This window comes from Rhodococcus sp. YH1 (assembly GCF_009939605.1).
Lineage (GTDB): Bacteria > Actinomycetota > Actinomycetes > Mycobacteriales > Mycobacteriaceae > Rhodococcus > Rhodococcus aetherivorans.
Genome location: NZ_WVTE01000265.1, coordinates 1 through 14,612, shown reverse-complemented (window position 1 = coordinate 14,612; position 14,612 = coordinate 1). Strand labels below are relative to the sequence as shown.

Annotated in this window: 13 protein-coding genes and 1 pseudogene; 2 read left to right on the top strand and 12 right to left on the bottom strand. The window is 63.9% G+C overall.

Annotated features, from left to right (window positions below; all coding sequences use genetic code 11):
* Positions 1-69: 69 nt before the first annotated feature.
* Positions 70-1,296: a cytochrome P450 gene (locus AIIKEEIJ_RS26785; RefSeq protein ID WP_006942921.1), complete on the bottom strand. Its 1,227-nt coding sequence runs from the start codon at positions 1,294-1,296 to the stop codon at positions 70-72.
* 309 nt (positions 1,297-1,605) lie between these two features.
* Between AIIKEEIJ_RS26785 and AIIKEEIJ_RS26780 the strand changes: the two genes are divergently transcribed.
* Positions 1,606-2,346 carry an SDR family NAD(P)-dependent oxidoreductase gene (locus AIIKEEIJ_RS26780; RefSeq protein ID WP_006942922.1) on the top strand — a complete coding sequence of 247 codons (741 nt, stop codon included), beginning with the start codon at positions 1,606-1,608 and terminating at the stop codon, positions 2,344-2,346.
* Between the two features lie 59 nt (positions 2,347-2,405).
* On the top strand, positions 2,406-2,801 hold the full coding sequence (locus tag AIIKEEIJ_RS26775; protein ID WP_006942923.1) for an SDR family NAD(P)-dependent oxidoreductase: 396 nt from the start codon (positions 2,406-2,408) through the stop codon (positions 2,799-2,801).
* A 962-nt stretch (positions 2,802-3,763) separates the two neighbouring features.
* On the opposite strand, the gene AIIKEEIJ_RS33310 is transcribed toward AIIKEEIJ_RS26775, so the two are convergent.
* The 11 genes and pseudogenes from AIIKEEIJ_RS33310 to AIIKEEIJ_RS26725 form a co-directional block, all read right to left on the bottom strand.
* Complete coding sequence (locus AIIKEEIJ_RS33310) at positions 3,764-4,048, bottom strand: hypothetical protein (protein WP_006942924.1); 285 nt, start codon at positions 4,046-4,048, stop codon at positions 3,764-3,766.
* 40 nt (positions 4,049-4,088) lie between these two features.
* Positions 4,089-4,454, bottom strand: a pseudogene (locus AIIKEEIJ_RS34370) (hypothetical protein); the annotation flags it as partial.
* 527 nt (positions 4,455-4,981) lie between these two features.
* Positions 4,982-5,818: a mycofactocin-coupled SDR family oxidoreductase gene (locus tag AIIKEEIJ_RS26765; RefSeq protein ID WP_006942926.1), complete on the bottom strand. Its 837-nt coding sequence runs from the start codon at positions 5,816-5,818 to the stop codon at positions 4,982-4,984.
* An 80-nt stretch (positions 5,819-5,898) separates the two neighbouring features.
* The gene (locus AIIKEEIJ_RS26760) at positions 5,899-6,516 is read right to left on the bottom strand and encodes a nuclear transport factor 2 family protein (protein WP_006942927.1); all 618 of its coding nucleotides are present in this window, start codon (positions 6,514-6,516) and stop codon (positions 5,899-5,901) included.
* A 29-nt stretch (positions 6,517-6,545) separates the two neighbouring features.
* Entirely contained in the window at positions 6,546-7,100 is a 555-nt protein-coding gene (locus AIIKEEIJ_RS26755; protein ID WP_006942929.1) for a VOC family protein, read from the bottom strand.
* A gap of 92 nt (positions 7,101-7,192) precedes the next feature.
* The gene (locus AIIKEEIJ_RS26750) at positions 7,193-8,803 is read right to left on the bottom strand and encodes an MFS transporter (RefSeq protein ID WP_006942930.1); all 1,611 of its coding nucleotides are present in this window, start codon (positions 8,801-8,803) and stop codon (positions 7,193-7,195) included.
* Positions 8,804-8,857: 54 nt separating this feature from the next.
* Positions 8,858-9,781 carry an SDR family NAD(P)-dependent oxidoreductase gene (locus AIIKEEIJ_RS26745; protein WP_338021018.1) on the bottom strand — a complete coding sequence of 308 codons (924 nt, stop codon included), beginning with the start codon at positions 9,779-9,781 and terminating at the stop codon, positions 8,858-8,860.
* Positions 9,782-9,988: 207 nt separating this feature from the next.
* On the bottom strand, positions 9,989-10,954 hold the full coding sequence (locus tag AIIKEEIJ_RS26740; protein ID WP_006942934.1) for an SMP-30/gluconolactonase/LRE family protein: 966 nt from the start codon (positions 10,952-10,954) through the stop codon (positions 9,989-9,991).
* Positions 10,955-11,078: 124 nt separating this feature from the next.
* Positions 11,079-11,822, bottom strand: coding sequence for an SDR family NAD(P)-dependent oxidoreductase (locus tag AIIKEEIJ_RS26735; protein WP_006942936.1), 744 nt, complete (start codon positions 11,820-11,822; stop codon positions 11,079-11,081).
* Between the two features lie 103 nt (positions 11,823-11,925).
* A complete protein-coding gene (locus tag AIIKEEIJ_RS26730) occupies positions 11,926-13,563 on the bottom strand; it encodes a flavin-containing monooxygenase (protein ID WP_006942944.1) in 1,638 nt (545 codons plus the stop codon).
* A 171-nt stretch (positions 13,564-13,734) separates the two neighbouring features.
* Positions 13,735-14,514, bottom strand: a complete 780-nt coding sequence (locus AIIKEEIJ_RS26725; RefSeq protein WP_338021017.1) for an acyl-CoA dehydrogenase family protein — start codon at positions 14,512-14,514, stop codon at positions 13,735-13,737.
* Between the last annotated feature and the right edge of the window lie 98 nt (positions 14,515-14,612).

The window sequence follows — 14,612 nt, the reverse complement described above, 5'->3', positions numbered from 1 at the left end:
TCACTACATCCACGACCGAAGTGTCCGGTCGCGCCACTGGTCGGCGCGTCTACGCCCGGAGCATGCTGGTCAGAAGACCAGGTGCAGATCCTTCATCGTGCGCAGAATTCCGGTCTCGTAGCTCGGCTCGGTTCCCGGCTTGATACCGAAATCGGGGATCCGCTTGAGCCACTCGTCGAAGGTGGCACGCAGTTCCAGTCGTGCCAAGTTCGACCCGATGCAGCGATGCTGGCCTACGCCGAAAGCGGTGTGGAGCACCGTCTGCCGGGTGATATCGATCTTCCCGGGATTTTCCACCACACGGGGATCGCGCGATGCTGTGCTGTAACCGAGCAGAACAAAATCCCCTTCCTTCATCGGCGTGCCGGCGACCTCGGTGTCTCGGGTGCAGGTGCGCCCGAGGGCAACCACCGGTGGGAAGACCCGGACGAATTCCTCCACCGCTCGTTCGATCATGTCGGGATTGTCGACAAGGGCTTCACGATCCCCCTGATGCGTGGCCAGGTGATGGATGGCACCCGCCATGACGTAGGTGGTGGTGGCGATGCCACCGAAGGTCAGGTCGACGAGAATGCTGACCCGGTCCTCCCACGGTGCAGGCTGACCGTCCTCGTACTCCACGCCGGCGGCGATGACGTCGACCAGGTCACCGCGCGGGGGCTGGTTCTTGCGGATCTCCAGGTATTGGCCGAGGTACTCGAAGACCTTCGCCATGTGTCCGGGCCGTTCCTCCGGCGGAGCGAAGGTGCCGTTCTCCACGCCGGTGACGAGCATGTCGAGGTCGTCGATCGGCACGCCGAGCACGTTCTTGAAGAAGGCCCATCCCGGTAGCTTCGATCCGAATTCGCTGACGAATTCGCATTCGCCCTTGTCGATGAATCGGTCGATGAGGGTGTTCACGTCGGCGCGGATCTGATCCTCGTACCGGGCGACGGTGGTCGGGCTCAGGTACGGGTTCAGGACCTTCCGCCATGCCGTGTGCTTGGGCGGGTCCGATTCCTCGGGCATGAGGTACGGCAGCCCCTCGGGGCGGTTCGGCATGTATCCCTTGGCGCTGCTGAAGGTACGCCAGTCCTGGCCGACCTTCCGCACGTCTTCTTGACGGGTGACCATCCAGTACCCGTTGCCGACGTTGCTGCGCACAACCGGGCACTTCGCGACCATCTCGTCGAGGATGTCGAAGAAGTGCTCGTTGAACTTCGGGTCGTCGATATCGAAGTCGTTGAACATGTCTCGTCCGAAGCGTCCCTTGAGGGACTCGACGTCCGGGGTGGTGCGCGTCTGCTCTTGAGTCATGCCTCGTTGCCTCTCTGGGTGGACTTGGCCCGACGGTCCGGGTCAAAAAACAAGTGTCTGTTTTTTCCAAGGCTAGATGCCGATCGGTGTGACGTCAACCACCCTTCGGTCAGGGTTGTGAGTGCCGGCACTCTCGGCTGCTTCTGGCGGCGCCACCATCCCTCCTCGGCCTGACGGGGTAAAGGCGGCTTCATCGTCGTCTACCCGGCTTGTGCCGAAACCTATTGACGCTGTTTGCCCCCCGCGTTACCGTCTCTGGAAACGAATGATTGTTTTCCACGGTCGTTCACCCGATGCGAGGAGGAAGAAATGTCCGGAAGGCTGGCAGGTAAGGTCGCCGTCATCAGCGGAGCGGGATCGGGAATCGGAGAGGCGACAGCGGAGGTCTTCCATCGGGAAGGTGCCAAGGTCGTGGTGGCCGATATCTCCGGAAAGCAGGAAGAGGTGGCCAAGCGCCTCGGCGAGGGCTGTATTCCGGTCCACGTCGACGTCTCCAAGTCGGCCGACGTCGAGGCGATGATCCAGGCAGCCATCACCCACTTCGGCCGTCTCGATGTGCTGTACAACAATGCAGGCATCGACGGCGACCAAGCGGCCACCGGTGAATACACCGAGGAGGCGTGGGACCAGGTGCTGAATGTGAACCTCAAAGGTGTATTCCTCGGCATGCGGCACGGCATCCCGGCAATGATCAAGAACGGTGGGGGCTCCATCATCAGTACGGCCTCGATGGCCGCCAACGTCGCCTTCGCGAACATGCCCGCCTACTGCGCGAGCAAGGCAGGCGTCGTTATGCTGACCAAGACTGCTGCCGTGGAGTACGCCAAGGACAACATTCGCGTCAACGCCATCCTGCCCGGCGTGATCGGCACCGGAATGACACCCCACCTTCCGGCCGATCTCATCCAAGGCATCAAGGACGCCACCCCGTTGAATCGCATCGCCAGTCCCTCCGAAGTGGCGAACCTTGCTCTGTTCCTCGCCTCCGACGAGTCCTCGTTCATCACCGGCGACGACATTCTCGTGGACGGCGGCTACACCCTGGTCTGAACGCGTCAGCGTCGTGACAGGGCGGCCGGGACAAGCCGTGACCCGGCCCATTGAAGGGAATGGGGCTCGGCATGCAGGCTGTGCTGCCGTCGATGATCGGTTCCGGTGGCGGGAAGATTGTCAATGTCTCCTCGGTCGCCGCGCTGATCGGCATGCAGAACACGGCCGCGTACGCCGCTGCGAAGGGAGGCATCCTCGGCCTCTCCCGCCAAGCTGCCATCCAGGACGCCTCCGAGAAAATCCGGGTCAACGTCCTCGCGCCCGGCACTATCGAGACTCCCATCCTGGGCGATATCCCGAAGGAGCTGTACGACGTGATGATCGCCGGTACCCCGGCCGGCCGACTGGGCAATCCCGACGACGTCGCATCCATGGCTTTACACCTGCACGGCTCCGGTGGTGACCTCGTCACCGGACAAACCTTCGTGGTCGACGGAGGTGGGACCGCCCACTGAGCCTGTAAATCGGCAAATGCGACGCGGTGCGCCGTGTCGGATAACGAAGTGCTACAGCGTTATCCGACACGGCGCATGGTGTCCGCGACATTCCCACCCAGGAGAACGCGACGACACACTGCGTGCAGGACCCGTCCAGAGCCAAGTTATCGAGTACGAAGTGAACGCGATGTGTACGCCCATGGTAACGAGGCCGAAGACATCACCACTGACGTCGGCAACCTGAACCACACCGGAGACCGCTGCCCCCGCGTCACATGCAGTGAGAACCAGGACCAACGAGATCCATGACTAACCGGGCGCCAAGACCAAGATCAGTCCGATGGTGAATCCTCTGCTTTCCTACGCCCGCGTGGAGTTCCGGCGCTTCCTCCAACTCAGTCGTCAGGACGGGTGAGGCAGACCCACGCGCAGGGTCTGCCTCACGTGCTCCGGCCCAAGGGGCGGAACCTGAGGGACGGTCACGGTCGCCACGGCGTGGCGATGCGTGTCGACAGCGTGGGCACTTGTGGCTGCGAACGCTATTGCAGGCCGTCGAACGCACGTCGGGCACGATTCCACAAGAATCGGTCCGGCGGGGGTACCCCCGGGCATGCGTCAGCGCGGGTACCGGGGCTTGGCAACGCACATCCCCATCCGAAAAAGCGTGCGACGAGAGGGCCGATCGGGACGGCCACGCCTGAATCAGCATCCCACCCGTGCCGTGCGGAACGGTGGAAGTCGGCGTTCCTGCCCGAGGACCGAGAGTGCAGCGACGAGGCTGGCAGCCCCCATCGCCAACCAGGCAAACGAGTACGAAGCGGTCGTGACGAGAACCCCCATTATCGAGAGTCCTACGACACCACCGCCGAAGTATGCACCTTGGACCACACCGGAGGCCGGTGCCACCGCATCGCAATACCGGCTCGTGACCCCGTGTACGAGCAGCGGGATCCACGACCAGCCGGGCACCAAGACCAAAATCAGTCGGGCGACAAATGCTCCGGGAATCCCTGACGCCAACAGAACGAAACCCCACCGCCGCCGGCCACCATCATCATCCAGGCCACGGGGAACGGGTCCGATCCCCGCCGGTCGACTATCAGAGCACACGTCAGACGGAACAGGATCGATCCACAGGCACAGGCGGCAACGACGAACGAGACGGACGCGATGTCCAGGCCGGCAGTGGGAGCGGCGATCACCACGAAGGCCGTGGCGCCGCCCAATGCCACGTTGCCGGCCAGGACCCCGGTCATCATCACCACCAGAGGGACGCAACGACACCTTCTCCAGAGCAGCGGCCGGGACGGAACGCGTCCGTTGCGATTGTGCCCCGCGTAGCCACAGCACGATCAGCGCGGCGACCAGACCCCCGATGCCGAGGGCGGACCGCCATCCGATCAGTCTCTCCAGCACCGGCGCGGTTGCTCCGGCCACCATCAGCGCCGTCACGGGACTGGCACTTGCCGCCGCGAACGCAAGCGCGCGTCGTTGGACGCGCACACCCGACATGATCACCACGTTCACTGCGGGTGTGGCCAAGGCCGGAGCGAGTCCGACCACCGCGAGTGCGAGTACCAAACCCGCACCGGAGTGCGCGGCCCAGGTGAAGACAAGACCCAGGGCGAACGCACCGAGGCCGGCGGCGCGCAGTGCTCTCACGGCGCCCATCGGTCTGCGAGTACGGCCCTCGGAAACGCGGCAACGGACGCCACCAGCCGATAGCCGGAGAACGCGAACCCGAGGACAGCTTCGTCGAGGTGCAGATCGGATGTTCTCGCCCATCGCGCTGACCAGAAGCTGGGCAGAATGCGCATGGTGTTCAGGGAGATCGCGTCCACTATGTGTCTGCTACGAATGCTCGCCGGCGACTCTACCGATACCGGAGTGTCGTCCGTGCTGCCCTCGATCAGGATTTCTTCTCGCGCCTGTGCGGGGCTTCCGCCCTCTTCGTCCAACTCGTCGTCCTTTTCACGACGGTGAGGCAGACCCGCATACAGGGTCTGCCTCACCCGGTCCCGCCGGCGGAGCTGGGGCATCCGAGCCCCGTCGGCGTGACGCTCCGCGCTGACGGGCTCGATCTCGGCGCAGTGACTCATCGCCCGTGGTGGAGGCGGGCGTGGCTGTCTCGCCGTCGCTCGCGGACACAACTCGAGATCACGAGGACCGCGGGTTGCCCGCACGCAGGGTCTGCCGCCTCAGTTGTACTTTCCGAGATAGCCCGCATCGACGGGGATAGTGGCGCCGGTGACGTACTTCGCATCGTCCGACGCCAACCATGCGACCGCACCCGAGATCGCCTCCGGCTCCATCCACGGCACCGGCAGCAGGTTCATGGCGGTGAAGGTGTCACCGAAGTCGTCGAACGTGGGATTCTCCACTCCCGGTGCGAAAGCGGACCAGATCGCGTCGTTCTGGATCATCTTCGTGTCGACGGAGCTGGGGTGGATGGTGTTGACGCGAATGAACTGGGGTGCAAACTCGTTCGCCAAGGTCCGCATGAGTCCGACGACGGCGTGCTTGCCCATGTTGTAGTGCACCTGGTTGGGGAAGCCCCGCATCCCGGCGGTCGAACTGATGATGATCACCGAGCCGCCGCGGCCGCCGTCGACGATGTGGGGAAGGGCGGCACGACACGTGTTGTAGGGTCCGTGCATCTGTACATCGATCATCTCGTGGTACGTCTGTTCGGGCATGTCGAGGAAGGGAGCGCTGGACCAGATCCCGGCGTTGGCCACGACGATGTCCAGGCGGCCGAACTCCGCGACCCCGGCATCGACGGCGGCGCGCAGAGAGTCGAGGTCCCGCACGTCTGCCGTTCGCGCCACGATCCGTCCACCGGCTTTGTCGACGAGCCGGGCGGTTTCGGCGAGGTCGTCCTGGGTCGCCAGGTCGTACGGGACGCTCGCCATGTTCGCGCAGAGATCGACGGCGATGATGTTCGCGCCCTCCTCGGCCAGGCGCACGGCGTGTGCGCGTCCCTGCCCGCGGCCGGCTCCGGTGATGAAGGCGACCTTGTCCTGCAGTCTGTTCATGTGGATCTCTCCTGGGACGATTGCTCGATGGGTGGTGTTGTTGTGAGACTGATCTGGGTGGTGACGGCGTCGTCGGCGGCTCAGCCGCCGAGGCGTGAGGGATCGATGGTCAGCGGACGCTGATAGGAGATGTCCGAACGGTCTCGGCGAGGCTGGGGACCCGTCCGCATGAGGGTCTTTGTCCGTTCCGGAAGGTTTTTCACCACTGTCATCGCGACCTGGTCGAGTTGGTCGGGGATCGAGTCGAGCGGTGCCCAGTCCCGGATGCAGGCGCGCGCGGCGATCGCCCAGTGGCCGTCGCGTTTTTCGAATCGGTCGAGGTAGCGGCCACCGCTCATGGTCAGGGGTGTTCCTTCACGGTTGAGCCCGACGAACATGTAGTACGTCTCGGTGTGGGCGACATCGCCGTCGAGCTCGCAGGTGATGTTGAAGATGGCATGTTGGTGGGACAGGTGGGTCCGGGTGTGCATGTCGATCGCCCAGTCGGCGAACTCCTCCGGGCTTCCGACGAAGACGCCGTGGTCGTCGATGGCGTCGGGATGGTAAACCGACAGCAGCAATTCGCGATCGAGCCGGTCCACCGCCCGTGAATAGGTCATCAGGCAGTCGCGGATGCTCTGCCTGTCCTGCAGCTCTCGAACCGAGGCGGCCAGCTCGGTCAGGGACGGGGTTTTCTCGATCTCGGGATTGGCGGTCATCACTGCTCCTTGTCGTCCAGCGGGGCGCATCAGGCGATCGGGTGGTCCTCGCGTACACAGGCGATGTAGTCCCGCCACACGATGCGGCCGGCGAGGACGTCCTCGCAGGTGTAATCCTGGGTAGGGGTGTCCCACCGCAGATCGGTACTGACGAACTGGAGCAGCGCTCCGAACGTGACTCGAGGCGAGAGGAACGTTTCGCTCCAGGCCGATAGGCGGGTGTCGGTGTCGATGGGTTCGCACCCGTCGGTGCGCAGGGCCTCGACCGTGCGCGGGATGTCGTCGACCAGGAACGTCATGTGGTGAAAACCCGGGCCGCGGCGGCGCATCGCTTCGGAGATGAGCGAATCGCTGCGCAGCGGCTGCATCAGTTCCAGTTTGAACCCGGGCAGCATCCAGTGCGTCAGCCGGATCCCGGTCTCGTCGTTGTCCCCGCCGCACAGGAACGTCCCGCCGATCACGTCACGGAAAAACGTTGCGGCTTCGGCCATCGACGAGACCGCGAAGGCGACGTGGTCCACCTTGGTGATCCGCTCGGCGGTCCGGCCGCCACAGACCGTGGGATCGTCACCTGTCGAGGACATCGTGGTTCCTTCCGTCGAGTTGTGGGGATCGAGTGCTGTGCCGGTTATTCCGGGGCGGGCTCTGCGGATCGTCTGGCCCGAGGACGTGTCGCCTACCGGACGGCCGTACGCGATTCCGTGTCCAGAGTCTGCGCCGCCTCGTGTAGCGCGGCTGCGTCCGCGAGTTCGGCGGTGAACTGGGTACGGGTGATCGACCACAGACGCAGAGCGGCCAGGGCCGAGATCGCGAGCGGGATCGAGGCCGCCAGGAAGATGTACTTGGGGGCAACGGATTCGGAGGCGTAGCCGGCCAGGATCGGGGTGATGATCGCGCCGATACGGCTGATACCGACCATCAGGCCGTAACCCCGAGCGCGGGCGAGCGCCGGGTACATCGGTGGTGCCATGGCGGTGTAGGAGGACACGGACACGAACACGGCCAGTCCGAGTGCGGTGGCCATGACGAGGGCGAGGGGTCCGCCCATGGTGAGGGTGAAGAGCACCAGGCTGACCACGGCCAGGCTCAGTGCCATCCAGGCGATTCGGGTGGCGAGGAATCTCAGGCCGATGAGCCCGAAGACGATCGATCCGGCGAGGCTGCCGATGCTGATGATCGTGCCGGCGATGGCGCCGTCCTGAGTGCTGCCGCTGGCGTCGGCGATCAGCTGCGGCGTCCAGGTGCCGACGAAGTAGTACGCCGCGGTGAGGAAGGCGTAGCCGATCCACAGCAGTACGGTGCGCTCGCGCAGTTCGGCGCTGAGCACCCGAGGCTTGCCGGGGGCGGGGGGAGCGACGGTGGTCGACGACTGCGGTTGCTGCTCGGTGGGGGTGTAATCCAGGCCCAGTTTCGTCGCGATGCGAGCGACCTTGTCCTGTGCCCCCGGCTTGTCGGTGGTCAGCAGGAAGGTCAAGGTCTCGGGCAGCAGAGCGGCGACCAGGACGAGTCCGAGGAAGCTGACGGCGGCCCCCACCCAGAACATCGCCTGCCATGCCCCGCCGAAGATCGACATGAGGGACACGCCGGTAAGGCCGGCGAGGGTGCTGCCCAAGGGAAATCCGACGGTGACGATGCCGATGGCGAAATTGCGGCGCGCGGCCGAGGAGTACTCCTGGGCCACCACGATCATGGTGGCGCTGATGACGCCGACACCGATGCCGGTGAGGAAGCGGCCGCCGAGCATGACCGCAGAGTTCGGTGCCAGGGCGGTCGTGACCATCGAGACGATGTTCAGGGTCAGGCCCGCCAGGATCAGAAGGCGCCGGCCGTAGCGATCTGCCAGAGGAGCGACGAAGATCGCCCCCGCCGCCATGCCGAGGAGTCCGGCACTGATCAGGTATCCCTTTTCGCTGGGGGCGGCGAAGTCTGCCGGTAGATGAGGCAGCACGAAGCCCATGGCGAAGAAATCGAAGCCGTCGAGCATGTTGCAAAACATGCACAAGACAACGATGAGCCACTGATAAGGCCTCATCTTCGTTGAATTGATCTTGCTGATGACATCCATACCTTCTGCTCCCTCGTGGAACGGTGACGGGATGATGGCGTCTACCCAGCGCGCCGTGCCCGCCGGCTCGGCGGGCACTGGGTCGGTAGCTGCGGGCCGACGGAACCGATGGGACACTGACCTCGATCGAGGTGCGCCCTGACGTTCCGTGCCCGGACGGATTCGTCCTGGACGACGGTGCTTCCACCGTGGCGGGCATCGGCCGAGCCGGACGAACGCCATAAAAAACGATTGATTGTTTTCTGCGTCACACTGTGCGCTCCCACTCGGGGAATGTCAAGAAGTTTTAAAGCGATCTGTCGACTCGGTCACCGTCCCGGAGCGGATCTCAGCGGTTCCGGATGGCGGGGTTCGAAGAGGTCCCTGCCCTTCGGCCATCGTGCTCAGCACCTCCCGGACGAGAACGGCCATGTCGTGAGCCCACACGGAGGTCAGACCGCCATCGACGGTGAGAGATTGGCCGGTGACGAATCCGGAGCGGTCACCAGCGAGGAACACTGCCACGTCGGCGATGTCCTGGACTGTGCCGGCACGACCGAGCGGGTGCAACTCGCCCAGCCGTGGGGCCAGTCGGTCGAGGAACTCGTTGTGGCGTTCGCGGCCGAGGCGGGTGGCCTGGGCGAGGATGGGGGTCAGGATGACACCGGGAGTGATGACGTTGGAGCGAATCGCGTAGCGGCCCAGTTCGTGGGAGGCGGCGCGGGCGATCTGCTCGATTCCGGCCTTGACGGCCGAGTAGGACACCGATCCGATGCCGGCCAGTGTCGTGGCGATACTCGATATCGAGACGATGCTTCCGCCGGTGCCCTGGGCCTTCATACGCTGCCCGGCATGCTTGTGCCCCAGCAACACCGATCGTAGTAACAGATCGCTGGTGCGGGTGAAGGAGTCGGCGTCGACGTCGAGCAGGCGACCCTGGCCGCCGAGTGCGCCGGCGTTGTTGACCATGATGTCGATCCGGCCGAACGTGTCGACTGCGGCGGCAACGAGAGCCTGGATGTCGGTCTCGCAGGTGACGTCGGTGTGGTGGAACACGATCGAACCGGGATGGGTGTCGGCTACTTCGGCGCCGCGGTGGTCATCGATGTCTCCGACGAGCACCACGGCGCCGTTGTCGACGAACGCTTCGGTGACGGCGCGGCCGATCCCGCCCGCGCCACCGGTGACGACGGCTACCTTGCCGTTCAGTTCTCTGCTCACGAATCCCTTTCCGATCACTCGGTCCCGCAGAACCGTCCGTATGGGCGATGTCGGCCCCCGACGGCCGGTGGCGGATCGGCGGTGCGACCTACTCGCCGACGATGATCGATTCGGTGGGACAGCCGTCGGTGCGCGACGCAGATCCTCTACCGACACCCCAGGTCACAGGCCCGCGAACAGTCGGATCCAATACCTGAGCCGAGGGCCTCATCGCCAATGCTCCATGGGCATTCCCGCTACCGGAGACCACAACACCTGCACCTCTCGATTGCCGAGCCCACCCAAATAGAGCGTCTTCAGATCCGGTCCTCCGAAAGCGATGCTGGACAGGTTGGACACACGAGACCCACGGCTGTGCGAAATCTGATCCCAGGTCAGGCGCCCCTCGGCATGGGCCGAGGCGATCGCGTCCAGCTCACTGCGATTGACGTCTTCGAACACGACGGTCCAGGTCATATCCGGTGCGATGCGGATCAGGCGGTTGGAGATGACACAGACGATCCAGAGCGCGCCCTCCGCATCGACGGCCATGCCATCGGGGAAGGTGTCTTCCGGGTAGGTGATCCGGACAGGATTACTCAACAGGCCGTCTGCCGCAACGTCGTACCGGGTGGTGCGGCAGGCAAAGGTCTCGTTGACGAAAAGGTACTTGCCGTCGGGCGAGAGCCGTAGTTCGTTCGTCCAGTTCAGCCCATCTGCCGCAACAGTGACCTTGCCATCGTGCACCAGCAGGATCTGCCCGGTGTTCTCTTCCGCGGTGAAGTGGTCGTGCTTGCGTCTCAACGAGCTGATGGTGATCCAGGCCCGGTCACCGTCCACCAGCACGAAATTGGTGCGCGGTATAGCGGTCCCGTCGAGCTCGGTCGCGAAGGGGCGGGCCTCACCACGCCGTCCGACCCGCCAGACACCCCCCGCCTTACCCATATTGGCGAACAAGAAGTCACCGTCTGCCGTCAACGCGATACCGTTCGGCCGAAAGCCCTGCGCAATCAGATCTGCCTCGACGGCGGGGCCAGTGGTCCCGTCGGGCGCGATCCGCGCGATACCGAGCGTCCAATCGCCGGTGTAGATCGAGCCATCGCTTGCTGCCAGCACGCATTCCGGCCGGTTCAGGCCACTGCCGATCTGCGACAGATCCGCCGGCTGAAACGGCTCGATTTCGGTCAGCACCATTTGTCTTCTCTCCTGATTGCAATGGAGTCAGGCCGCGATCGGAGTGCGGTCGGGATCTCCGATCGCGGCGACTCTTTGGGGGCTCAGCGGTTGCGTCGGCGTGCACCAAGCGTGACGCTGCCGCTCACAAGGCCAGGTAACCGCCATCGACGGGAATCGTGACTCCTGTGACATACGAGGACATATCGGAAGCGAGGAACACCGCCGGGCCGGCGATCTCCTGTGTCTCGCCGACACGACCGAGCGGTAGTCGTTGGAGGAACTTCTCGCCCGCTTCACCGGTCACCGTCATCAGGTCGCTCTTGATCCTGCCCGGTGCCAGTCCGTTGGCTCGACCACCTGTCGGGCCGAGCGTTCGGGCGAAATACTGGACCAGTGAGCGGACGGCAGCCTTGGACGCGCCGTAGGCGGCACTCGATCTCGGCGCCGTGAATCCGGCAATCGACGAAACGAAGATCACGCTTGCGCCCGCATGCTTCAACGTGGGCAGCAGCGCGACTGTAATGTCCCATTGCGCAGTGAGGTTCACGCCGATGACCTGATCCCACTTCTCCGCCTGATCAGGATCGTTCGGTCTGATGCGGGGCGCGATGCCCGCATTGTTCACCAGCACATCGATATTTCCGTATTGCTCGGCCATCCGAGCGCCGAAGGCATTGACGCCCTCACGGTCGCTGATGTCCAGGATCTCGGCAGAGGCCGAACCACCCGAAGCCTTGATGTCCGCAACCACGACATCTGCTGCTTCCTTGTTCCTGTCAACCACCAGGACGTGTGCGCCTTCCGAGGCCAGAGCGGTCGAGATGGCCGAACCCAGGCCGCGGCCACCTCCGGTCACTACCGCCGTCTTATCGGACAGTCGTGTCATCTGCTTCTCTCCTTTCGCGAATCAACCGGCCGGTGTGGCAAGTCGATCGATTTCTGTGTGCATTCGGTGCCTTGGCCAGCTGTAAATCCGAGACGTCGCAGGATCACGACATGACGTATCCCTTGTAGCCGTTGCGGGTCACGTCCTCGCAGTACTCCCGGAACCTGGGATTGCCCCCAACGAAGAGCAACACCTCGCGTTTGTCGCGCCCCTCGATGTTCTTGTTGATGCCGGTGAACCAGGAGTTCGTCTGCCCAAGGAGCAACTTGCCCATCAACTTCGTGCAGTAGAGCGTATAGCTTTCGGCTGCATCGGGTTCCGGCTCTATGCGTTGGACATGGTTTTCCTTTGCATGGGCCATCATTTCGCTCAGCCAGTCGACGGCGAGCGCCGAGCAGCGCGGAATGTTGCAGAAGGTGGCCCCGCTCTGCGGTCCGACAAGCAGGAAGAAGTTGGGGAAACCGGGGCATTGCATACCCATGTAGGTGGTCACGCCATCAGCCCACGCATCCTTCAGTGCCACACCGTCCGTGCCGCGGATGTCGATACGGTTCCACGCTCCCTTGACTGCATCGAAGCCCGTGGCGTAGATGATGACGTCGAATTCGTGCAGGGTCTCGGTGGTCTGGATGCCATCGGGTGTGATTCTGGTGATCGGCGTCGTGTTCAAGTCGACCAGGGAGACGTTGTCCTGGTTGTAGACCTCGTAGTAGTCGGTTTCGAGAGGCACCCGCTTCATGCCGAAGCCGTGATCTTTCGGGATCAGCAGTTCGGCGGTGCGGGGGTCCTTGACCCGCTCACGAATCTTCTGGGCCACGAATTCCGAGACGTACTTGTTGGCTACCGGATCGGACAGCACGTCCTGATACGCACCGAGCCACAGCGAGAATCCCGGGCCCTTGTACAGTTCTTCCAGCTTGGCATCGCGCTCCTCCTTCGGAACGTCGAACAGGTTCTTCGGAATGAACTCGTGCGTATAGCCGGCAATGGATGCGTCGCACTTGGCAATGAACTCGTTGTAGTGCGATTTGATGTAGTCCATCCGCTCCTGGGTCATGGGACCGTTGCCCAGAGGCGTGCACCAGTTCGGTGAGCGCAGGAACACCGTCAGGTTCTTGGCGACCTTTGCCATCTCCTGAATGACCTGCACACCCGTTGAACCCACGCCGATCACGGCTACGCGCTTGTCGGAGAAATCCAGATCGGCGGGACCGAATCCGTTCGGGTCATGCGGCCAGTTCGCGGTGTGGAAGCTTTCGCCCTTGAAGGTGTTGATGCCGGGGGCGTTGGGCATCTGGGGCGCGGACAGCGGTCCGAGGGCCGAGAAGACGAAGCGTGCAGTCACCGGAGCGCGATACTGTTGTTCGAACTCGAGTGTCCAATAGTTGTTCTCGTCGTCGAAGACGGCCTTCTTGACCCGCGCGTTGAAGATGTAGTCCTTGCGGATGTCCATGAGGTCGGCCGCGCGGTGGATGTATTCGAGTACTTCCGGTTGGGCGGCGAAGCGCTCGGACCAGTTCCACTCCTGCATGAGCTCTTCATTCCAGAAGTAGCCGTACACTTCGCTCTCCGAGTCGACCCGAGCGCCCGGATAGCGGTTGTGATGCCACACACCGCCGATGTCGTTTGACCCTTCGACGCCCAGGACGGAGTAGCCCATCTCGCGCAGTCGATAGGTCTGGTACAGACCGGTCAATCCCGCGCCGATCACCACGGCGTCGAAATCGAGTTCTTTCGTCATTGCACTTCCTCTCGTTGGCCTGGGGGCGAGCGTTCCGGGCGGCCGAACAGGCGAGCCGCTTCGCTGCGTCGATCGAGCCCCGGACCAATAACAATCGTTTGTTTTTCATGCGCCGCACGTATCCACGGATATGTGTCACGCGTATGGGGCTTGCAGGGAATTCGAGGCCGGTCAGAGCCCCATCTGCTTGGCGATGATGCTGTGCTGGATCTCGTTGGTGCCACCGCCGACCATGCCGTGCTTGGCCTCGCGGAAGTAGCGCTCCATGTCGTACTCGGGCAGCGTCGCGTAACCGCCGAGGGCCTGCATGCCGTTGGTGGCCACCCGGAAGGCGGTCTTGGCGGCGAAGACCTTGGCCATGGAGACCTCCTTGAGCGCCTTCTCTCCACGGGCCAGCTTGGTGGCGGCGCTGTAGACCAGCAGGCGTGCCGCCTCGACCTCGCACTCGTCCTCGGCCATGCGGTGCTTGAGCACTTGGAAGGACGACAGTGGCCGGCCGAACTGGGTGCGGTCCTTGGTGTAGCGGATGGTGTCGTCGAGGGCGGTGCGGGCGTTGCCGACGTAGGTGGCTGCCAGGCTCAGGCGCTCCCATTCGAGGTGGCTGCCGACGACGGTCCAGCCGTCGCCCGGCTGGCCGATGATGTTCTCCACTGGGACGCGGGCGTCGGTGAAGAAGATCTCCGTCGTGCCGAGGCTGCGGCGGACGATGGTGTCGAGTTTGCGGACGTCGACGCCCTCGGTGGTGTTGGGCACCAGGATCATGCTCAGACCCTTGTGCTTGTCCTCGGACGTGCGGGCCATGACGGCGATGACTGTGCCCGGGAGGTGGGCTCCGGAGCAGAACACCTTGTTGCCGTTGATGATCCACGAGTCACCGTCTTGAACGGCGCGGGTGCGCAGGCCGGCGGCATCGGAACCGGCATTGGGTTCGGTGATGGAGATCTTCTTCACCGACGCCCGCGTCCCAGTGGAGAACATCATCGGCCAGCCGGGCGACGGCTGGACCGTCGTCGGCAGCCACCTCGAATGGGAGCGCCTGAGCCTGGCAG

What these genes read in the sequence shown, in the direction of transcription:
- AIIKEEIJ_RS26785 (WP_006942921.1), bottom strand. Translation starts at nt 1,296, where the DNA reads ATGACTCAAGAGCAGACGCGCACCACCCCGGACGTCGAGTCCCTCAAG.
- AIIKEEIJ_RS26780 (WP_006942922.1), top strand. Translation starts at nt 1,606, where the DNA reads ATGTCCGGAAGGCTGGCAGGTAAGGTCGCCGTCATCAGCGGAGCGGGA.
- AIIKEEIJ_RS26775 (WP_006942923.1), top strand. Translation starts at nt 2,406, where the DNA reads ATGGGGCTCGGCATGCAGGCTGTGCTGCCGTCGATGATCGGTTCCGGT.
- AIIKEEIJ_RS26765 (WP_006942926.1), bottom strand. Translation starts at nt 5,818, where the DNA reads ATGAACAGACTGCAGGACAAGGTCGCCTTCATCACCGGAGCCGGCCGC.
- AIIKEEIJ_RS26760 (WP_006942927.1), bottom strand. Translation starts at nt 6,516, where the DNA reads ATGACCGCCAATCCCGAGATCGAGAAAACCCCGTCCCTGACCGAGCTG.
- AIIKEEIJ_RS26755 (WP_006942929.1), bottom strand. Translation starts at nt 7,100, where the DNA reads ATGTCCTCGACAGGTGACGATCCCACGGTCTGTGGCGGCCGGACCGCC.
- AIIKEEIJ_RS26750 (WP_006942930.1), bottom strand. Translation starts at nt 8,803, where the DNA reads ATGGCGTTCGTCCGGCTCGGCCGATGCCCGCCACGGTGGAAGCACCGT.
- AIIKEEIJ_RS26740 (WP_006942934.1), bottom strand. Translation starts at nt 10,954, where the DNA reads ATGGTGCTGACCGAAATCGAGCCGTTTCAGCCGGCGGATCTGTCGCAG.
- AIIKEEIJ_RS26735 (WP_006942936.1), bottom strand. Translation starts at nt 11,822, where the DNA reads ATGACACGACTGTCCGATAAGACGGCGGTAGTGACCGGAGGTGGCCGC.
- AIIKEEIJ_RS26730 (WP_006942944.1), bottom strand. Translation starts at nt 13,563, where the DNA reads ATGACGAAAGAACTCGATTTCGACGCCGTGGTGATCGGCGCGGGATTG.